Below are 18597 nucleotides of genomic sequence, written 5' to 3' on the forward strand. Positions count from 1 at the left end.
CTCGGGAGGTTTTTATGGAACGTCGGTTGTTTCTCACCGGAATGCTTGGCGTTGCGGGGGCGGCAGCGCTTGCAAGCCTGGCCGGACCCAGCAAGGCCGTTGCCGGTATTCCCGCCGGCAACGGAATTCTGGATGAATTGGATAAGCCGGATCCGGCCATCTACGAGGAGGATGACCAGGCCGATCTGCTGCAGCCAGCCCAGTACTACCGCCGTCGGTATTACCGTGATCGGTACTACCATGATCGATACTACCGCCGCCGCCGGCGCCACGTTTGGAGAAGGGTCTGCCGGCGCTACTGGCGCCATGGCCGGCGTCATGTCCGCTGCTGGCGCCGCCGCGTCTGGATCGGCTTCCGGCTCTAGAGCATGATCATCTAGGTCGATAGCGACCATGTAGCCGAGCCTGCCGGGTGAATCGCTGACGGGGGTCTTGCATGGGTGTGCAAGATCCCAACGCTCGCCTTACAAACAGCCGAATTCACCCTCGCGCAAACTGCCCGGCCTGAGGGTCGACCCGATGCAATTCCGCCCCGCGATCGCCGGCAGCCGACCTGAATCGGACGCGCAATTTGGCCCCTTGGTGAGGCCTCACTCAAATCCCTGCGGTGCAAGCTGGTGGAGCGGGTAGCGGGAATCGAACCCGCGCGTTCAGCTTGGGAAGCTGACAAGCTACCATTACATCATACCCGCGTCGGCCACCTCGTTATCATGATGGCAGGGCGTCAAGCAATCGGCAAAGCGGAACCGCGGTCCATTGCTTGATGCCTTTCCGCGGAATGCGTATCTCTGATATCGCCCCGCCCGAATCGGGCGGCTCGAACCGGAGAATGGCCTTGTCCGCACTGACGCGCTTTCTCGGCGACACGCCGCTCAGGGTGTTCCTGAAGCTGCTCGTGGTCTCCTTCCTCGTCGGCCTCGTCATGCATGCCTTCGGCTGGTCGCCGATGGACGTCTTTTACGGCATCCGTCAGTTCTTCGTCGATCTGTGGAATCTCGGCTTCCATGCCATCGACCGCTTCCTGGGCTATATCCTGCTCGGCGCCGCGATCGTTGTGCCGGTGTTCATCCTGCTCAGGATCGCCAGCTACAGGAAATAGTTCGGCGCGGACTCACGCATATCGCGACGCCGCCTCGAACAGGATAGCGTGGCGCGCGGCCAGCGCCGGTACGTCGGTCGAGTAGCCGCCGCCGATGACGCCGCACAGCGGCACGCCCTGCTTGCGAAAATGGCCGATGACCATGTCCTCGCGGGCGCTGAGACCGTCGTCGGTGAGCGCCAGCCGGCCGAGCCTGTCCTCGGCATGGACATCCACGCCGGCATTGTAGAAGACGATGTCCCAGCGCCTTTGCCCGAAGAGTTCCGGCAGGATGGCGGCGAGCCGTTCGAGATAGGCGTCGTCGCCTGTCCCGTCCGGCAAGGCGACGTCGACGTCGGAGGCGATCTTTCGCACCGGGTAGTTGCGCTCGCCATGCATGGAAAAGGTGAAGGCGCGAGGCTCGTCCTTGAGAATGTCGGCCGTGCCGTCGCCCTGATGCACGTCGAGATCGACGACCAGCACGTTTTCGACGGCGCCTTCGGCCAGCAGCGCCAGCGCGGCGACGGCGACATCGTTGAAGGTGCAGAAGCCAGCGCCTTGCGCGCGCCTGGCATGATGGCTGCCGCCGGCGGCGTTGCAGGCAATGCCATGTTTAAGCGCCAGCCTGGCAGCCAACACCGTACCCGCGGTGGCGAGCTGCGCTCTCAGCGACACGCGCGGGCCGATCGGAAAGCCGATCTCGCGCTCTATTTTCGCCGGTACCTGGCAGGCGATCACCTGATCGACATAGTCGGACGCGTGCGCCAGCTTCAGGCGTGCGGCCGGCGCCGGTTCCGGCATCGAAAGCGCGCCGTGCACGGCTAGACCGCGTAAGCGCAAAGCCTCCATCAACAGCGGATATTTGCTCATCGGAAAGCGATGGTTGACGGCGAAGCCTGCGTCATAATCGGGGTGATGGACGATCTGCAGCGGCATGAATTGGTGGCTGCGCCAGGTTTGCAATTCGGTTGGCAGCCCGGCGGATATGGTTGCGTGATGCCGGCAAACTGGGGCACATCGGGTCCTCGATCAAGCCGGAATCGGACAGGCAGCAGTCCCTTGGACGTAACACAAGCCAGCGCCAGGTCTTTCGTCGTCACCAACCGCTCAGTGCTGGCGATCGCCGTGCCGATGACGCTTGCCTATCTGACGACGCCGCTGCTCGGCATCGTCGACACGGCGGTGGTCGGCCAATTCGGCGACGCGGCCCTGCTTGGCGGCCTGGCGGCGGGATCGCTGGTCTTCGACGTCGTCTTCACCAGCTTCAACTTTCTGCGTTCCGGCACCACCGGCCTCGTCGCCCAGGCCTTCGGGCGCGGCGATGCGCTGGAGGAGCAGGCAGTGCTGTGGCGCGCCGTGCTGATCGCGGTCGTCGCCGGCGTCATACTTGCCGCCCTTGCGCCGCTCTTTGCCGTCGCCGGCCAATGGTTCATGGGCGCCGAGCCGCGCGTTAGCGAAGCGATGTCGGTCTACATCCGTATCAGGCTGCTCGCCGCGCCCTTCTCGCTGATCAACTACGCCATACTGGGCTACGTGCTGGGACGCGGCGAAGGCGGGCTCGGGCTGATGCTGCAGGCGGTGCTCAACGGCATCAACATCTTGCTCTGCTTCCTGCTCGGGCTCGAGCTCGGCTGGGGCGTTGCCGGCGTCGCCTGGGCGACCGTCACTGGCGAGTTCCTGGCCATGCTGCTTGGCCTTGCCATCGTGCTCAGCCGCTTCCGCAGGCTGGAGCGGCCGTCGCGCCGCCGCATCCTCGATTTGCCAGCCTACCGGCGCATGCTGTCGCTCAACCGCGACATCATGATCCGCTCCTTCTCGCTGCTTGCCGCCTTCGCGCTGTTCACCAGGCAGGGCGCGCAGTTCGGCACGGTGACGCTCGCCGCCAACGCCGTGCTGATGAATTTCTTCCTCATCGCCGGCTATTTCCTCGACGGCTTCGCCACCGCCGCCGAGCAGCTTGCCGGCCGAGCCATCGGCGCGCATGCGCCCGCCCCGTTCCGGCAGGCAGTCCGGCTGACGCTGATCTGGGGCTTTGGCCTCGCCGGTATCGCCACGCTCATCCTGCTGACCGCCGGCGCCAGTCTGGTGGCGCTGGTGACGACGTCTCCGGAGGTTCGCGCGGTCGCCGACACCTATCTGCCCTGGGCCGCCTTCACGGCGCTGAGCGGCGTGCTGGCCTTCCAGATGGACGGTGTCTTCATCGGCGCCACCTGGTCGCGCGACATGCGTAACATGATGTTGTTGTCGTTCCTCATCTTCAGCGCTGTGCTCATCACCCTGGCGCCGGCCTTCGGCAACAGCGGCCTTTGGGCATCGCTGCATGTTTTCCTGCTAGTGAGGGGGCTGAGCCTGCTGACGGTCCTGCGGCTGAGAATGCGAACGGCTTTCAGCTGATCGGTTTCGAAGCCCAGCGCTCGCAAGCCGAGTCGCGCAGATCCCTGATCGAGCCAAGCCGCTCGCGTTCCATGAACCGCGCCATGCCGGCGACGATGCGCCCGGGCAGCGCCGGTCCGGCATAGATCATGCCGGTGTAGAGCTGGACGAGATCCGCGCCGGCGCGGATTTTCTCCAGCGCCGTTTCGGTGGAGTCCACCCCGCCGACGCCGATGAGGGCAATGCTTGGGCCGAGCAGCTTGCGCATACGGGCGAGCACGGCGGTGGAACGCTCGAACAATGGTTTCCCTGAAAGACCGCCGGTTTCATTCGCCACGCCGCCGCTTCGCAATCCTGTCCTTGCAAGCGTCGTATTGGAGACGATGACGCCGTCGATCTTCTTCTCGGTGATCTCGGCGGCGATGTCTTCGAGCTCCGCCTCGACGAGGTCCGGCGCGATCTTGAGGAAAATCGGCGGCTGCGCGGGGGCCGCGGCACGGGCGGCTATCACCCGTGACAAGAGCTCACCGAGTTGCTCGCGCGCCTGCATATTGCGCAGGCCAGGCGTGTTGGGCGAGGAGATGTTGACGGTCAGATAGCTCGCATAGGGCGCGAAGCGGGCGACGCCGCGCTCATAGTCGGCGATGCGGTCGGCGCTGTCCTTGTTGGCGCCGATGTTGACGCCGACGATGCCCGGCCGCCCCTTGCGCGCGGCAAGACGCTTTTCGGCGGCCGCATGGCCCTCATTGTTGAAGCCCAGCCGGTTGATCACCGCCTCGTCCGCCGTCAGCCGGAAGATGCGCGGCTTCGGATTGCCGGGTTGCGGCAGCGGCGTGACGGTTCCGACCTCGGCGAAGCCGAAGCCAAGCCCAAGCAGCGCGTCCGGCACTTCGGCGTTCTTGTCGTAGCCGGCGGCCATGCCGAGCGGGTTTGGAAAATCGAGGCCGCAAAGGCTGACCTTCAGCCGCGCGTCATGCGTCGGGCGCCGCGGCGCCGTCGCGCCGACTGGCAGCCCGCAGCGCAGCGCCGCGATCGACAGGCCATGCGCGGTTTCCGGATCGAAGGAGAAAAGCAGCTTCTGGCCGATCCGGTCGAGCACGCTCATTCGCCCTCCAGCGTCGGGAATTCGTGGCCGCCGGCGCCGAGCGGCAGCGGTTTCACCCAGAGAACCGCATCAAGGTAGAGCTCGGCGTAGAGATGCGGGAACAGGGCGCCACCGCGCGAGACCTCGTATTTCAGCGCATTACCCAGCTTCGCCGCGTCGATCGCGATCAGCAGCAGGTCCGTCTGCTCGGCGAAGTGCCTGGCCGCCGTTTCGCGAACCTGGCCGGCGGTGGAGAAATGGATGAAGCCGTCGGCGATGTCGATCGGCGCGCCGGCGAAGCGCCCGTTCCTCTCGGCTTCGCGCCAAAGCGCCTCGGGCGCGATCTTGTAGATAATCTGAGACATTGTCGCGCTATAGTCCGAACCGAAGGTGCGGGGAAGGCTCGAAGCTCGACTCTTCCCCATTTCCGGCGCAAACCTGTGATAGCCCGCCTTCACTGGCTCATGGAGGAACAACATGCGTCTGCAGCACATCGTGATCCCCGCGGCGCTTTGCTCGCTGGTTGCCGCATCCGCCTATTCCGAGGAAACCGACCACTACCGTTTGGAGAAGTCGGCCAACGGCTATGTCCGCATGGACACAAGGACCGGCGCCATGTCTGTCTGCGAGGAGCGCTCAGGCCAGCTCGTCTGCCAGATGGCCGCCGACGAGCGGGCCGCCTACCAGGACGAGATCGACCGGCTGGACAATTCGGTCAAGGCGCTCGACGCGCGCGTCGCCAAGCTCGAGAATTCGCTCTCCGCCCGGCTGGAATCGCAACTGCCCAGCGAAGAGGATTTCAACAAGACGATGGGTTATATGGAGCGCTTCTTCCGGACCTTCAAGGACATCGTCAAGGACCTGGACAAGGAAGACGGCGACGGCAAGCTGAACCAGCAGAAGACCTGATTGCAAAGCCGCCTTGGGGAAAACCCCGCGCGCGGCCTTTGTCGCTTGAAAACGCGCCGCGCCGCCGCATAATCATTCCGGTCCCCGCAAGAAGCACACAATGATGATGGGATCGGGGGAGGACTATTTGCCGTCGGGCCACACTTTCGTCATTGCCGACGACCATCCGCTTTTTCGCGGCGCGCTGAAGGAGGCGCTTGCCGGCATCGGCGACGTTGCCGCCATCCATGAAGCCGGCGACTTCGAGAGCGCCAAGGCGCTGGTGCTTGCCAATGAAGATATCGATATGGTGCTGCTCGACCTGTCGATGCCGGGCGCCAGCGGCCTCTCCGGCCTGATCTCGCTGCGCGGTATCCATCCCGCGGTGCCGCTGGTGGTGGTATCGGCGCATGACGATCCCGTCACCATCCGCCGCGCGCTCGATCTCGGCGCTTCCGGCTTTATTTCCAAATCGGCCAGCATGGATGAGATACGCGGCGCCGTGCAGGCGGTGCTTGCCGGCGACATTGCCGCGCCGGCCGGCATTGAGCTCGGCGTCGAGCGCGACCCGGAAATCTCCGACCTGATCAAGCGGCTCCAGGCGCTGACGCCGCAGCAGACGCGGGTGCTCGGCATGCTGGCGGAGGGCCTGCTCAACAAGCAGATCGCCTATGAGCTCGGCGTCTCCGAGGCCACTATCAAGGCGCATGTCTCGGCCATCCTGCAGAAGCTCGGCGTCGACAGCCGCACCCAGGCGGTCATCCAGCTGTCGAAGATCGGCGGCGACCCGCTGCAGCCGGTCGGCTGATCGCAGGCACCTCAGGCGAAGCTTTTCACCCTAACTGAACCCGACCAGCGCGGATCGATCATGCGGTCGCTTCGCGTCGGGTCGATGGCTGCGCCCGTCAGCGATAGTTTTCGACGGCCGAGCCCAACTGCGACGCGGCATCATCCTCGGTCGGGCCTGAAGGATTCCGCGCTCGCCCGATCGCGGCGCCGAGGCCCAGCGAAGCGATCGCCGCCAGTGGAATGCCGGCGATCCAGGGCAGGGGCGGCGCGAGCGCATAGAGCGCCGTGCCGATCGACGGTCCGAGCGAGTCCTTAAGGTCGACCGCCACAGACGAGGCGGCCATATAGCAAGCGCGTCGCGGCGATGGTGCGAGCGCGTTGACGGCGGTCGGCACGAGCGGCCCGACCAGCATCTGTCCCACCGAGCAGAAGCTGACTGCGACGACCAGCGAAAGTATCGCCGACGAGGTCGCCAGCAGGGCAAAGGCGGCGATGGTCGAGATGCCGGCGCCGGCTGCCAGCCAAAGCGCCGATCGCGTCTCGGCAAAGCGGCTGACTAGCATCTGCAAACCGACCGTCAGGGCGGCCGCATAGGCAAACAGCGCGCCGACACCGGACGGGGTGAGCGTGCCGGCATCCTGCGCGTAGAGCGGGATGACCGCTTCGATCCAGTTGCCGGAAATCTCGAACAGCACGACCCAGGCGAGCAACTTTGCCAGGCGACCATCGCGGAAGGCCGGCAGCAGCGCCGACAGGCCTTCCTCTTCCGCCGCTTCCTCCTGGTCGGTCGCGGCATGCCCGCGCGTCTCGGCGAATGCGGCAAGCATGACGATGCTGCCGAAGAGCAGCATGCCGCCGCCGGCCAGGAACACGCTGCCGAGCGAAACAAGCGCCAGCAGCGCGCCGCAGGCCGGGCCGAGGATCTGTCCGGCGCTCGAGCTGACGCGCGCCATGCCGAACCAGCGCGGATGCGCCGGCGGTTCCGTCACATCGGCGATAGCTGTGAGGATGGTCGGGTGGAGCACCGACTCGCATATGCCGGTCAAAAGCAGCACGGCCGCGGTGGCGGCGACGCCATGGGCGAAGAACAGCGCGACGAAGCCGCAGCCGACGCCGAGCGAGGACAGGATCAGCACCGGGCGCCGGCCGACCCGGTCGGCGATGCCGCCGATCAGCGGCGCGGCGATCAATTCGCCGCCGGCATAGCAGGCAAACAAAAGCCCGATCGCGCCGATCGGAATGTTCGCCTCGCCGCTCGCCCAGAGCGGAAAGAAGGGCACCAGCGCGCCGTCGGCGAAACCGGCGCAGAAGAACAGGAACAGGCCGAGCAGAGCCGGGCGCGGCAGCCCGCGCCAGGACGATGGGAGGAAGGTCATGGATGTCACCTACGCGTCAAAGGCCCGAAGGCCGGGATTGCGCGTTGGTTGACGTAAACGCCTACGGCTGCCTCAGAAGCAGCATGGGGTAGTTTCGAGCAGGCCTTAGCCGAGCCGCATCGACAGCTCCACGTCGTCGCCGAATGGCGTCGACATATAGCCGCCGGCTGGCGCGCGCACCCGCTCCAGATAGTCGGGCGAGAAGTCGGCGTTGTCGGCGATGACCAGTGCGCCGGGCCTGAGCCGGCTCTCGACCAGGCTCAGTATCTCCGGATAGAGCGCCTTGGCGCCGTCGAGCAGCAGGAGGTCTATCCGGTCGGGCAGGTCGGTGCTGAGCGTTTCCAGCGCGTCGCCCTCGCGGATCTCCACCAGGTCGATGAGGCCGCCTTCGGTCAGATTGGCCTTGGCCCGCGTTACCTTCGACGGCTCGAATTCCGTCGTGATCAGCCGGCCGCCGCCATTGTCGCGCAGCGCCGCGGCAAGATAGAGCGTCGAGATGCCGAACGATGTGCCGAATTCGACGATGATGCGCGCGCCGGTGCTGCGCGCCAGCATGTAGAGCAGCGTGCCGGTCTCCGGCGAGACCGCAAGCCACAGGTCCTTCAGGCTGCCGTAGAACTGGCGATACTCGGTCTTGCTGTGGAGCAGGCGCGTCCGTTCGTCGCGCGAGTACTGGGCGATCGCCGGGCTGGTCGCCGCGTCGGCTTCCTTGAACAGGCGGGCGAGCAGCGGTGCCAAAGGGGTTGCGGTCAAGGTGGTCATGGCTGTCTCCGGCAGGGTTCTTGTGTTGCTTCAAAAATACGAATAATCCTTCAGGTTTCCAATTCGCATTTCGGCGTGCGACCATGATCCAACGCTCAAGCCCTTCAATTTCCACCCGAAAACAGCCCAAACAGGCGCGCGCCACGGAGCTGGTCGCGGCGATTTTAGAGGCGGCTGCTCAGGTTTTGGCTGCTGAAGGCGCGCAGCGTTTCACCACCACGCGCGTTGCCGAAAGGGCGGGCGTCAGCGTCGGTTCGCTCTACCAGTATTTCCCGAACAAGGCGGCCCTACTGTTCAGGTTGCAGAGTGACGAATGGCGCCAGACGACAGAGCTTTTGTGCGGCATTCTCGAAAATACCGGGCTATCACCGCTCGAGCGGACAAGAACGCTGGTCCACGCCTTCATCCGCTCCGAATGCGAGGAGGCGGCGGTGCGCGGCGCGCTGAACGACGCCGCGCCGCTCTATCGGGATGCGCCGGAGGCTGACGAGGCGAGGGCGGCGGCGAGCCGGACCGTCGGGACCTTCATGCGCGAGACGCTTCCTGACGCGCCGGACAGCGGCCGCGCCCTGGCCGGCGACCTGATCATCAAGACGCTGAGCGCTGTGGGGGCGGATTTCTCGGAAAAGGAGCGAACGGCCGATGAGATCGAAGCCTATTCCGATGCGCTGGCCGACATGTTCTGCGCCTATCTCCGAAGCCTCGGGCATCGCGGCTGATAGCAGTGTTTTGTCTCTATTCGGCGGCCGGCGCCAGCGGCCTGACGCGCGCCATCATCGAGCGCAGCACGGCCGGCTTCAGCGGCTTGTTGATCACCGGAATGTCGAGCCGGCCGGCAGCCGCGCGCACCTCGCTGGAGCGGTCGGCGGTGACCAGCACGCAGGGCAGGTCCTGCCCGTAGGCGGCGCGCAGCGTGGCGACCGCATCGAGCCCGGTGCCACCGTCGAGATGATAGTCTGCTAGCACGAGGTCCGGCTTCGGCGCGCCGGGCTTCAGGAGATCGCCTGATCCCGAAGCCGTCTCGACACGGCATCCCCAGCCTTCGAGCAGCAGCCGCATGCCGTCGAGGATGCGCGCGTCATTGTCGATGCACAGCACATTGAGCCCGGCAAGCGTCGAGGCGGAGCGGGCCGGCGCCTTGCCGGCCTCGCGCGGCGGCGCGGCGACCGCCGCGACCGGCAGAATCACGGAAAAGCGCGTGCCCTTGCCGGGATTGGAGTAGATGCGGATTTCGAGCCTCAGCACCCTGGCGATGCGGTCGACGATGGAGAGCCCCAGGCCAAGGCCTTCGGCCTCGCGTACGCCCTCGTCGAGGCGCGTGAACTCGTGGAAGACGGTGCTGAGCTTGTCGCCGGCAATGCCGATGCCAGTGTCGATCACCTGGATCTCGGCCAGCTCGCCGCGTCGCCGCACCCCAACCAGAATGCGGCCCTGGCGCGTGTATTTGATGGCGTTGGAAACGAGATTCTGGATTAGCCGCCGCAACAGGTTCCGGTCGGTCATGACGCCGAGCGAGGATGGGATGATCTTCAGATCGAGCTTCTTTTCGGCGGCCAACGGGCGAAAATCGTTGCCGATCTGACCGAGCAGTCCGCCCAGGTTGAAAGCGGTATTGTCGGGCTTCATGGCGCCGGCATCGAGCCGCGAGATGTCGAGCACCGCGCCGAGGATGGTCTCGACCGATTCCAGCGAGGATTCGATGTTGACGGCGGCCTTCCCGGCCGGTCCCTTGCCTGCCTTCTCGATCAGCGACGAGCAATAGAGGCGGGCGGCGTTGAGCGGCTGCAGGATGTCATGGCCGGCGGCGGCGAGGAAGCGCGTCTTGCCGAGGTTTGCCTCCTCGGCCAGCATCTGCGCCTGCGCCAGTTCCTCGTTGACGCGGGTGAGTTCGATTGTGCGGGTCTTGACCCGTTGCTCCAGCGATTCATTGGCCCGCTTCAGCGCCAGGTCCTGCTCGACGCGGCCGGAGATGTCGGCATAGGTGGCGACGATGCCGCCGTCGGGCATCGGGTTGGAGCGCAGCTCCAGGATGCGGCCGCTGGTCTTCAGCTCCATCTGCCACGGGCCAGCGAAACTGGTCAGCCGGTTGAGCGTCGTCACGCGCTGGTCGGCGGGAATATCGCCGCGCTCGGCGAGATGATGGAGGATTCGGTCGAGCGAGACGCCGACCTGGCCCATCTCGTCCGGCAGGTCGAACAGCAGCCGGTATTGCCGGTTCCAGCAGATCAGTCGGAAATCGCGATCGAAGACGGTGATGCCTTGCTCCATCTGGTCGAGCGCGATCTGCAAAAGGTCGCGATTGTGCTGCAGCGCCTCGGTGGCGTCGTCGAGCAGCTTGAAGGCATCCTTGGAGTCGCGATCGTTGCGGCGGAAGAGCAGCGACAGGATCAGCCGCGCCGAGGACGAGCCGACGGCGCTCGCCAGCAATTGCTCAGAGAAGCGGATGACATCCATGCTGGCCTGTTCGGTGCCGTGCAGGGAGACTTTCGCGTCCCTCTCGAAGGATTGGAACGAGCGCTCCGTGCGCTCGACGCCGAGATAGCGTGAAATCGTATCCTTCAGGTCGTTGACGGTGACGGCGGTGCGGAAGCGGCGCAGGCTGGGCATCGGGCCTGCCTCGCGCGGCACGAAGATCGCCGCCTGGATGCGCTCCAGCGGCACGGACGCGCGGGAGAGGGAGCCGAGGACGAAAAACAGCGCATTGACCGAGAGGCTCCAAAGCACGCCATGGTTCAGCGGCTCGCCGACGGTGCCGAACAGCGCCTGCGGCCTCAGCGCCTCGAAGCCGAACAGACCGTGGACGACTATGTCGGAAGCCGGGCCGACGAGTGAAGGCAGGAGCAGCGTGTAACCCCAGACGGCGATGCCGGCGACCATGCCGAGGGCTGCGCCCCGGCCGTTGGCGCGGCGCCAGATCAGCCCGCCGACCAGCGCCGGCGCGAATTGGGCAATCGCGGCAAACGACATCAGCCCGATCGAGGACAGCCGCGCGCTATTGGTGCTCTCGCGATAATAGAGGAAGGCGATGAACAGCATTATGAAGATCGAGGCGCGGCGCACATTGAGGATCAGCGTCGACCAGTCCTCGTTCTCCGAAGAACTCGTCTTTAGCACGCGGCGCACGAACAGCGGGATGACGAGATCGTTGGAGATCATGATCGATAGCGCGACGCTCTCGACGATCACCATCGCGGTTGCCGCCGACAGTCCGCCGACGAAGGCGGCCATGGCCAGCACGTCATGGCCGCTGAACAGCGGCAGCGACAAGACATAGAGGTCGCTGCTGGTCTTGTCGCCGACCAACGACAGGCCGGCAAAGGCGATCGGCAGCACGAAAAGGTTGATCGCCACGAGGTAGAGCGGGAACACCCAGGTCGCCGTGCGCAGTTCCGCCTCGCTGCGGTTCTCGACGATGGTGACGTAGAACTGCCGCGGCAGCATCAGCACGGCAAAGCCGCTCAGGCCGGTCAGCACCAGCCAGGTGGCGAGCGAGGTGCTGTAGCTCATCGCCTGGCGAACCTGGCTGTTTCCGGCAAGCCTGGCGAACATGTCGCCGGGCCCGCCGAAGATCAGGAACATCACCATCAGGCCGATGGCGAGAAAGGCGGCGAGCTTGACCACGGTCTCGACCGCCACCGCCAGAACCAGTCCGTCCTGATGTTCCGTGGCATCGGCATGGCGGGTGCCGAACAGCACCGCGAACAGCGCCAGCAACATCGCCACCACCAGCGAGATATCGCTGACAAACGGATCGAAAGAGGGCGGCGAGCCCGTATAGTGCTCGACCATCAGGCTGACGGAACCCGAGATCGCCTTGAGCTGCAGCGCGATATAGGGCACCGCGCCGATGGTGGCGATCAACGTCGCGATCGCCGCGACGGTGAAGCTCTTGCCGTAGCGGGCGCCGAGGAAGTCCGCGATCGAGGTGATCTTCTCGCTTTTTGCCAGCCGGATCATGCGGTTGAGCAGCGGGAAGCCGAATACGAAGACCAGCACTGGACCGGTATAGATGCCGAGGAATTCGAGGCCGCGCTCGGAGGAAAGGCCGACCGAGCCGAAGAAAGTCCAGGAAGTGCAGTAGATGGCGAGGCTGAGCGCGTAGATGAAAGGCCGCGCCCGGCCGAGCCCGGCTGCCACCGAGCGCCGGTCGCCGACGCTGGCGATGGCGAAAAGCAGCGTCACATAGGCGATCGCGATGATGACGACGAACCAGCCTTGCACGGTCCGCACTTCCTCCCTGGCCGGTTTCCTCATCCGGTCGTTAAGACGCAACCACAGCTTGGAGCCCAAGTCCATCGCGGCTTTTGGCGCATATGCGGCTGACGAGGCAGGTAAGCACAAACCGGTGTCTTCGCCCTTTTTTCCGGTTTTTCAACCGGGGGTTTTTGTTATTGTGGCTTCGGATCGGTGCCGGAGAGCCGGGGCGGCTGCACGGCCGGTCATGGCAAGGAGGGCCGAATGCTGAAAGAATTCCAGGAATTCATTTCCAAGGGCAATGTGATGGACTTGGCCGTCGGCGTCATCATCGGCGCCGCCTTCGGCAAGATCGTCGACTCGCTCGTCAACGACATCATCATGCCGATCATCGGCGCGATTTTCGGCGGGCTGGACTTCAACAACTACTTCTTCGGGTTGTCATCGAACGTCCATTCGGCCACGCTGGCCGATGCCAAGAAAGAAGGCGCCGTCTTCGCCTATGGCAGCTTTATCACGGTCGTGCTGAACTTCCTGATTCTTGCCTTCATCATCTTCCTGATGGTCAAGGCGGTGAACAATCTGCGCAGGCGGCTGGAGCGCGAGAAGCCGGCTGCTGCCGCGGCACCGCCGCCCGCCGACGTACAGCTTCTGACTGAGATCCGCGACCTGCTGGCGAAAAGATAACTCCTCAAGCAGCGCCCTGGACCAAAACCCCGGCCGCTTGCGGCCGGGGTTTTCTGTTTGCGGCTGTCGTAAAAGAGGCTAGCAGTCGCGAACAACCGGACGGATTCTTGCATGACCCTGATCGAGACCTTGCGCGCCGAAGCCCGCGCCGCGCCCGAAAGCGGTATCGTCGCCGTCGTCAATCACGGCCGCCTGCGCGAAGGGCTGATCCCGCTCTGGGCCGGTGAGGGCGATCTGCCGACGCCTTCCTTCATCAGCGATGCCGCCGCCAAAGGGCTGGCCGATGGCGAGACGTTCTACACTTGGCAGAAGGGCATTCCCGAGCTCAGGCAGGCGCTCGCCCGCTACTACGCCAGGCACTTCGGCAAAGCCTTCGCCGAGGAGGAGTTCATCGTCACCGGATCCGGCATGCACGCCATCCAACTGGCCATCGACGCGATCGCCGGCAGCGGCGATGAGGTGATCTACCTCTCGCCGGCTTGGCCGAATTTCGCCGCGGCCGCCGGCGTGGCGGGCGCCGTTCCGGTGCCGGTCACCCTCGACCAGTCCGGCAATGGCTGGTCCTGCGATGTCGAAAAGATCGCCTCCGCGATCACGCCGCGCACGAAGCTTTTGTTCATCAACACGCCGTCCAACCCGACCGGCTGGACCGCCGACAGACAGACGCTGCAGGCAATCCTCGATCTCGCCCGCCAAAAGGGCCTGTGGATCATCGCCGACGAGATCTATTCGCTGTTCCACTACGGCCATGGCCGCGCGCCGTCCTTCCTCGACGTCGCCACGGCCGACGACCGTATCCTGTTCGTTAACAGTCTCTCCAAGAACTGGGCGATGACGGGTTGGCGTGTCGGCTGGATCAAGACCCATCCAGCCTTGCAGCAGGTGTTCGAAAACCTGATCCAGTACTCGACCTCGGGCGTCGCCCAGTTCATGCAGCGCGGCGCGGTCGCTGCCCTCGACGAGGGCGACGGCTTCATCGCCGAACAAGTGGAGCGTGCACGCGCCGCTCGCGATCTCGTCTGCGACATACTCGGCGCGACCGGCAAGGCGCGTTTCACCGTGCCGCAGGGCGCGTTCTATCTGTTCTTCAGGGTCGACGGCATCACCGATTCCCGAACCGCCGCCTTCGACATCGTCGACAACGCCAATGTCGGCCTGGCGCCTGGCACCGCCTTCGGCCCCGGCGGCGAAGCCTTCCTCAGACTATGCTTCCACCGCCGCCTCGATCAGCTCGAGGAAGCGGCGCATCGCCTGGCGAGGTGGATAAAGACGGTGTGAGAAAGGCGGCTTCAGCCGCCCGACTTCGGCACCAGCAGCGGAATGATCCGGTCGCTCTTGGCGACGGCGGGACGGCCGGAGCTGGCATAGGGAATGCCCAGCGCATCCCAGGTCTCGACCAACGCGTCCTGCAGCTCGGCGATCAGCGCGTCCGAATGGAATGGCGTCGGCGTGATGCGCAGCCGTTCGGTGCCGCGCGGCACCGTCGGATAGTTGATCGGCTGGATGTAGACGCCGTGCACGCCAAGCAGCCGGTCGCTGGCCATCTTGCAAAGCTCGGGGTCGCCGACCAGCACCGGCACGATATGCGTGGCCGATTCCATCACCGGCAGCCCGGCCGCGGCAAGCACCTGCTTGGTTCTGGCCGCCTGGCGCTGCTGCGCGTCGCGCTCGGTCTGCGAGCGCTTGAGATGCCGGATCGAGGTGGTGGCGGCGGCGGCGATCGCCGGCGGCAGCGCGGTGGTGAAGATGAAGCCCGGCGCATAGGAGCGCACCGCATCGATGACGGCGCTGGTGCCGGCGATGTAGCCGCCAAGCGTGCCGAAGGCCTTGGCCAAAGTGCCCTCGATGATGTCGATGCGGTCGGCCAAGCCTTCGCGTTCGGTGATGCCGCCGCCGCGCGGTCCGTACATGCCTACGGCATGGACCTCGTCGATATAGGTCATGGCGTTGTAGCGTTCGGCGAGCTCGACGATCTCTCTGATCGGCGCGATGTCGCCGTCCATCGAATAGACGCTTTCGAAGACGATCAGCTTGGCGCGCTCGCGCCCCGCGGCCTGCAAGAGGCTCTCTAGATGCGCGACGTCATTGTGGCGGAAGATCTTCTTCTCCGCGCCCGAGCGCCGCACGCCTTCGATCATCGAGGCATGGTTGAGCTCGTCCGAGATGATCAGGCAGTTGGGCAGGAGCCTGGCAATGGTCGAGATCGAGGCCTCGTTGGAGACGAAGCCGGAGGTGAAGACCAGCGCTGCCTCCTTGTCATGCAGATCGGCGAGCTCCTGCTCGAGCTCGACCAGGGGGTTTGAGGTGCCGGAAATGTTGCGGGTGCCGCCGGCGCCCGAGCCCATCTTGGCGGCCGCGTTCTGGAAGGCGGCAATCACGTCCTCGTTCTGGCCCATGCCGAGATAGTCGTTGGAACACCATACGGTGATTTCCTGGGCGCGGCCGTTGGAACGCCAGATGGCGCGCGGGAACTTGCCCACGATGCGCTCCAGGTCGGCGAAAACGCGATAGCGACGCTCGGCGTGGAGCTGGTCGATCGCATCCTCGAAGAACCGCTGATAGTTCATGTCGACTTCCCAATTTTGGGCCGGATCATAATCACTGCCCCATGCCGCGTCCACCGCGCCCAACCGGTCAAAATGCCACGCCCGTGCCCTGTTCCTAACGATGCCGGATCGTGGCCTATTCCCTGCTGTTTGAAGCAACTTGGTTTCAGTACGATGCCTCGGGCGCGACGAACTGTTACGGACTTAACACATAGGGAGGCTAGTGGGCTTGCGGCGGGTTTTCCAGCGCGGTGGCTGTTGAGACAGTTTCCGACAAATCTTGATCAGCGAGGTAGATGATGACGGTTTTGGTGACAGGCGGTGCCGGTTATATCGGCAGCCACATGGTCTGGGAACTGCTGGACGCCGGCGAGAGCGTCGTGGTGCTCGACCGGCTTTCCACCGGTTTCGAATGGGCGGTCGCCCCGGAAGCAAGGCTCACCGTCGGCGATGTCGCCGATCGTGATCTGGTCGGCCGGATCATCCGCGACAACAAGGTCGACGCCATCATCCACTTCGCCGGCTCGATCGTGGTGCCGGAATCGGTCGCCGACCCGCTTGGCTATTACGAAAACAACACCTGCAAGACCCGCACGCTGATCGAAACGGCGGTGCGCGAGGGCGTGCCGCATTTCATCTTCTCCTCCACCGCCGCCGTCTATGGCGGCGCCGGGCTGGAGCCGGTGCGCGAGGATGCTCGCCTTGCGCCGGAATCGCCTTACGGCCTTTCCAAGCTGATGAGCGAATGGATGCTGCGCGATGCAGCGTTGGCGCACGACATCCGCTATACGGCGCTGCGCTATTTCAATGTCGCCGGCGCCGATCCGAAGGGCCGGACCGGACAATCGACGCCCGGCGCCACGCATCTCATCAAGGTCGCCTGCGAGACCGCGCTCGGCAAGCGGCCCTTCATGCAGGTCTTCGGCACCGATTATGCGACGCCGGACGGCACCTGCATGCGCGACTACATCCATGTCAGCGATCTCGCCGCCGCGCACCGGTTGGCGCTGCAGCGGCTGCGTGATGGCGGCGGCAGTCTCGTCGCCAATTGCGGCTACAGCCACGGCTATTCGGTGCTGGAGGTGATCGACAGCGTGCGCCGCGCCTTCGGCCATGACTTCGACGTGCGCATGGGGGACCGCCGGCCGGGCGACGCCGCAGCCGTGGTCGCCAATTCCGAGCTTGCCCGCAAGGAATTCGGCTGGACGCCGCAGCGCGACGATCTCGACCTGATCGTCAACGACGCGCTGGCCTGGGAACGGATCCTGACGACCAAGAACTCCGTTCGAAACTGATCTGTTGGGCCAAGGGCTCGCGGGGCGCCTATAGACGCGGTATTGAGCCTCATGCAGCGGCGGCGCGCGGGCCCGCCGCTGCGATGATGCTTGAGGGAACGGCATGAAGGTCTTGGTTCTCGGCGCCGGCGTGGTTGGCACGGCGGCCGCCTATTATCTGGCAAGGGACGGTCACGAGGTGATGGTGATCGAGCGCCACGAAACGGCGGCGCGCGGCACCAGCCAGTCGAATGCCGGCCTGGTGTCGCCTGGCGACGCTACCGCCTGGGCTTCGCCTGCGGCGCTGAAGACCTTCCTGCGCGCGCTCTGGAACCATGACCTTGGCATCAAGGTCAGGCTGCGCCTCGACCCCTATTTCTATGCCTGGAGCCTGCGCTTCCTGCGCGAATGCACGGTGGCGCGGCTGCGCGCCAACACCGACATCAAGCTGAGATTGGCACTCCATTCCCGCGACTGCATCAATCAACTGTCGGAGGAAACCGGCATCCATTACGATGAGCGCAAGAAGGGCATTCTCTACTTCTTCCGCTCGCAAAAAAGCCTCGACACCGGCACCGACAATTATCGCTATCTCGGCGAGCACGGCCTGCCGATCGAGATCGTCGGCCGCGAGCGTCTGGTCGAGCTGGAGCCTGGTCTTGCCGGCGTGAAGGAAAAGATCGCCGGCGGCATCTATTCGCCGATCGACCAGACCGGCGATTCCAAGCAATTCACCGACCGGCTCGCCGCCTATGCCGCCGAAAAGCTCGGCGTGAAGTTCCTGTTCGGCACGACGGTCGAGGGCCTCGACATCGAGGGAGATCGGGTGCGCGCGGTGATGACCTCGGCAGGACCGGTCACCGGCGATGCCGTCGTCATCTCCATGGGGCCAGAAAGCGGCCTGCTCGGCCGCCGCTACGGTATCGACCTGCCGGTCTATCCGGTGAAGGGCTATACAGCGACGATTCCCTTGGAGGACGAGAGCAAGGGGCCGACCATGGGCGGCGCCGACGAGGACCGGCTGATCGGCTATTCCAGGCTCGGCAATCGCCTTCGCATGTCCTCGACGGCCGAATTCACCGGCTTCGACCGTAGCTTCAAGCCGGGCGATTTCCGGACCATCCTGGAAACCGGCAAGGATCTTTTTCCCGGCGCCTTCGACGAGAAGAAGGCCGTGCTCTGGGCCGGCCTGCGGCCGATGATGCCGAATTCGGTGCCGGTCATCGGCCAGGCGAAATACCGCAATCTCTATCTCGACACCGGCCACGGCCATGTCGGCTGGACCATGGCCTGCGGCTCGGGGCAGTTCCTGTCGGATGTCGTCGCCGGCCGCAAGCCGCAGATCGATCCCAAAGGATTGCTGTACGGGACGGCGCGCTGAAGGCTTTGATTGCCGAGGTCGGCGCTGCCCCTCATCCGCCTGCCGGCACCTTCTCCCCGTTGAACGGGGAGAAGAGAGCTGTGGCCATGCCGACACGCATTTCCGCGGCGTTGAAAATTGGCGAAATCGCCGGTGACGGCCTCTTTCTCCCCGTCACTATACGGG

The 18597-nt window shown here is 65.0% G+C and carries 17 protein-coding genes and 1 tRNA gene; 10 read left to right on the plus strand and 8 right to left on the minus strand.

Annotation, left to right across the window (positions count from 1 at the left end):
* The first annotated feature begins 14 nt into the window (after nucleotides 1–14).
* The gene (locus LB525_RS13415) at nucleotides 15–365 is read left to right on the plus strand and encodes a protamine-2 (modular protein) (RefSeq protein ID WP_224544976.1); all 351 of its coding nucleotides are present in this window, start codon (nucleotides 15–17) and stop codon (nucleotides 363–365) included.
* A 253-nt stretch (nucleotides 366–618) separates the two neighbouring features.
* On the opposite strand, the gene LB525_RS13420 is transcribed toward LB525_RS13415, so the two are convergent.
* Nucleotides 619–692 (minus strand) — tRNA-Gly (locus tag LB525_RS13420).
* Between the two features lie 137 nt (nucleotides 693–829).
* Between LB525_RS13420 and LB525_RS13425 the strand changes: the two genes are divergently transcribed.
* Nucleotides 830–1099, plus strand: coding sequence for a DUF6460 domain-containing protein (locus LB525_RS13425; protein ID WP_181166832.1), 270 nt, complete (start codon nucleotides 830–832; stop codon nucleotides 1097–1099).
* A 12-nt stretch (nucleotides 1100–1111) separates the two neighbouring features.
* On the opposite strand, the gene LB525_RS13430 is transcribed toward LB525_RS13425, so the two are convergent.
* On the minus strand, nucleotides 1112–2014 hold the full coding sequence (locus LB525_RS13430) for a histone deacetylase (protein WP_224544977.1): 903 nt from the start codon (nucleotides 2012–2014) through the stop codon (nucleotides 1112–1114).
* A gap of 123 nt (nucleotides 2015–2137) precedes the next feature.
* On the opposite strand from LB525_RS13430, the gene LB525_RS13435 reads away from it, so the two are divergent.
* Nucleotides 2138–3472, plus strand: coding sequence for an MATE family efflux transporter (locus LB525_RS13435; protein ID WP_411971024.1), 1335 nt, complete (start codon nucleotides 2138–2140; stop codon nucleotides 3470–3472).
* On the opposite strand, the gene LB525_RS13440 is transcribed toward LB525_RS13435, so the two are convergent.
* Complete coding sequence (locus tag LB525_RS13440; RefSeq protein WP_224544978.1) at nucleotides 3465–4556, minus strand: quinone-dependent dihydroorotate dehydrogenase; 1092 nt, start codon at nucleotides 4554–4556, stop codon at nucleotides 3465–3467. The two genes, LB525_RS13435 and LB525_RS13440, sit on opposite strands and share 8 nt — an antisense overlap.
* Nucleotides 4553–4900 (minus strand): DUF952 domain-containing protein, encoded by a 348-nt coding sequence (locus LB525_RS13445; RefSeq protein ID WP_224544979.1) that lies wholly within the window; start codon nucleotides 4898–4900, stop codon nucleotides 4553–4555. Before LB525_RS13445 ends, LB525_RS13440 begins: the two co-directional genes overlap by 4 nt.
* Before the next feature lie 112 nt (nucleotides 4901–5012).
* Here LB525_RS13445 and LB525_RS13450 point away from each other — a divergent pair, with 112 nt between their 5' ends.
* Both LB525_RS13450 and LB525_RS13455 read left to right on the plus strand, forming a co-directional pair.
* Nucleotides 5013–5444 carry a hypothetical protein gene (locus tag LB525_RS13450; protein ID WP_224544980.1) on the plus strand — a complete coding sequence of 144 codons (432 nt, stop codon included), beginning with the start codon at nucleotides 5013–5015 and terminating at the stop codon, nucleotides 5442–5444.
* Nucleotides 5445–5571: 127 nt separating this feature from the next.
* Entirely contained in the window at nucleotides 5572–6231 is a 660-nt protein-coding gene (locus LB525_RS13455) for a response regulator transcription factor (RefSeq protein WP_095766186.1), read from the plus strand.
* Nucleotides 6232–6328: 97 nt separating this feature from the next.
* Here the strand turns inward: LB525_RS13455 and LB525_RS13460 are convergent, their stop codons facing one another.
* Together LB525_RS13460 and LB525_RS13465 are read right to left on the minus strand one after the other, a co-directional pair.
* Nucleotides 6329–7588: an MDR family MFS transporter gene (locus LB525_RS13460; protein ID WP_224544981.1), complete on the minus strand. Its 1260-nt coding sequence runs from the start codon at nucleotides 7586–7588 to the stop codon at nucleotides 6329–6331.
* A 105-nt stretch (nucleotides 7589–7693) separates the two neighbouring features.
* A complete protein-coding gene (locus LB525_RS13465) occupies nucleotides 7694–8350 on the minus strand; it encodes an O-methyltransferase (protein ID WP_224523463.1) in 657 nt (218 codons plus the stop codon).
* 83 nt (nucleotides 8351–8433) lie between these two features.
* Between LB525_RS13465 and LB525_RS13470 the strand changes: the two genes are divergently transcribed.
* Entirely contained in the window at nucleotides 8434–9069 is a 636-nt protein-coding gene (locus LB525_RS13470) for a TetR family transcriptional regulator (RefSeq protein ID WP_224544982.1), read from the plus strand.
* A 16-nt stretch (nucleotides 9070–9085) separates the two neighbouring features.
* Here the strand turns inward: LB525_RS13470 and LB525_RS13475 are convergent, their stop codons facing one another.
* Nucleotides 9086–12571: a PAS-domain containing protein gene (locus tag LB525_RS13475; protein ID WP_224544983.1), complete on the minus strand. Its 3486-nt coding sequence runs from the start codon at nucleotides 12569–12571 to the stop codon at nucleotides 9086–9088.
* Between the two features lie 237 nt (nucleotides 12572–12808).
* Here LB525_RS13475 and mscL point away from each other — a divergent pair, with 237 nt between their 5' ends.
* Nucleotides 12809–13231, plus strand: coding sequence for a large conductance mechanosensitive channel protein MscL (mscL, locus tag LB525_RS13480; RefSeq protein WP_095766185.1), 423 nt, complete (start codon nucleotides 12809–12811; stop codon nucleotides 13229–13231).
* A 111-nt stretch (nucleotides 13232–13342) separates the two neighbouring features.
* Complete coding sequence (locus LB525_RS13485; RefSeq protein ID WP_224544984.1) at nucleotides 13343–14509, plus strand: pyridoxal phosphate-dependent aminotransferase; 1167 nt, start codon at nucleotides 13343–13345, stop codon at nucleotides 14507–14509.
* 11 nt (nucleotides 14510–14520) lie between these two features.
* Here the strand turns inward: LB525_RS13485 and hemA are convergent, their stop codons facing one another.
* Nucleotides 14521–15798: a 5-aminolevulinate synthase gene (gene hemA / locus LB525_RS13490; RefSeq protein ID WP_140844007.1), complete on the minus strand. Its 1278-nt coding sequence runs from the start codon at nucleotides 15796–15798 to the stop codon at nucleotides 14521–14523.
* Nucleotides 15799–16076: 278 nt separating this feature from the next.
* Between hemA and galE the strand changes: the two genes are divergently transcribed.
* On the plus strand, nucleotides 16077–17072 hold the full coding sequence (gene galE / locus LB525_RS13495; protein ID WP_095766183.1) for a UDP-glucose 4-epimerase GalE: 996 nt from the start codon (nucleotides 16077–16079) through the stop codon (nucleotides 17070–17072).
* A gap of 103 nt (nucleotides 17073–17175) precedes the next feature.
* Complete coding sequence (locus tag LB525_RS13500; RefSeq protein ID WP_224544985.1) at nucleotides 17176–18432, plus strand: D-amino acid dehydrogenase; 1257 nt, start codon at nucleotides 17176–17178, stop codon at nucleotides 18430–18432.
* The last annotated feature ends 165 nt before the right edge of the window (nucleotides 18433–18597 follow it).

It is taken from the genome of Mesorhizobium sp. CA16 (genome assembly GCF_020165175.1).
Lineage (GTDB): Bacteria > Pseudomonadota > Alphaproteobacteria > Rhizobiales > Rhizobiaceae > Mesorhizobium.

What these genes read in the sequence shown, in the direction of transcription:
- LB525_RS13415 (WP_224544976.1), top strand. Translation starts at nt 15, where the DNA reads ATGGAACGTCGGTTGTTTCTCACCGGAATGCTTGGCGTTGCGGGGGCG.
- LB525_RS13425 (WP_181166832.1), top strand. Translation starts at nt 830, where the DNA reads ATGGCCTTGTCCGCACTGACGCGCTTTCTCGGCGACACGCCGCTCAGG.
- LB525_RS13430 (WP_224544977.1), bottom strand. Translation starts at nt 2,014, where the DNA reads ATGCCGCTGCAGATCGTCCATCACCCCGATTATGACGCAGGCTTCGCC.
- LB525_RS13440 (WP_224544978.1), bottom strand. Translation starts at nt 4,556, where the DNA reads ATGAGCGTGCTCGACCGGATCGGCCAGAAGCTGCTTTTCTCCTTCGAT.
- LB525_RS13445 (WP_224544979.1), bottom strand. Translation starts at nt 4,900, where the DNA reads ATGTCTCAGATTATCTACAAGATCGCGCCCGAGGCGCTTTGGCGCGAA.
- LB525_RS13450 (WP_224544980.1), top strand. Translation starts at nt 5,013, where the DNA reads ATGCGTCTGCAGCACATCGTGATCCCCGCGGCGCTTTGCTCGCTGGTT.
- LB525_RS13460 (WP_224544981.1), bottom strand. Translation starts at nt 7,588, where the DNA reads ATGACCTTCCTCCCATCGTCCTGGCGCGGGCTGCCGCGCCCGGCTCTG.
- LB525_RS13465 (WP_224523463.1), bottom strand. Translation starts at nt 8,350, where the DNA reads ATGACCACCTTGACCGCAACCCCTTTGGCACCGCTGCTCGCCCGCCTG.
- LB525_RS13470 (WP_224544982.1), top strand. Translation starts at nt 8,434, where the DNA reads ATGATCCAACGCTCAAGCCCTTCAATTTCCACCCGAAAACAGCCCAAA.
- mscL (WP_095766185.1), top strand. Translation starts at nt 12,809, where the DNA reads ATGCTGAAAGAATTCCAGGAATTCATTTCCAAGGGCAATGTGATGGAC.
- LB525_RS13485 (WP_224544984.1), top strand. Translation starts at nt 13,343, where the DNA reads ATGACCCTGATCGAGACCTTGCGCGCCGAAGCCCGCGCCGCGCCCGAA.
- hemA (WP_140844007.1), bottom strand. Translation starts at nt 15,798, where the DNA reads ATGAACTATCAGCGGTTCTTCGAGGATGCGATCGACCAGCTCCACGCC.
- galE (WP_095766183.1), top strand. Translation starts at nt 16,077, where the DNA reads ATGACGGTTTTGGTGACAGGCGGTGCCGGTTATATCGGCAGCCACATG.
- LB525_RS13500 (WP_224544985.1), top strand. Translation starts at nt 17,176, where the DNA reads ATGAAGGTCTTGGTTCTCGGCGCCGGCGTGGTTGGCACGGCGGCCGCC.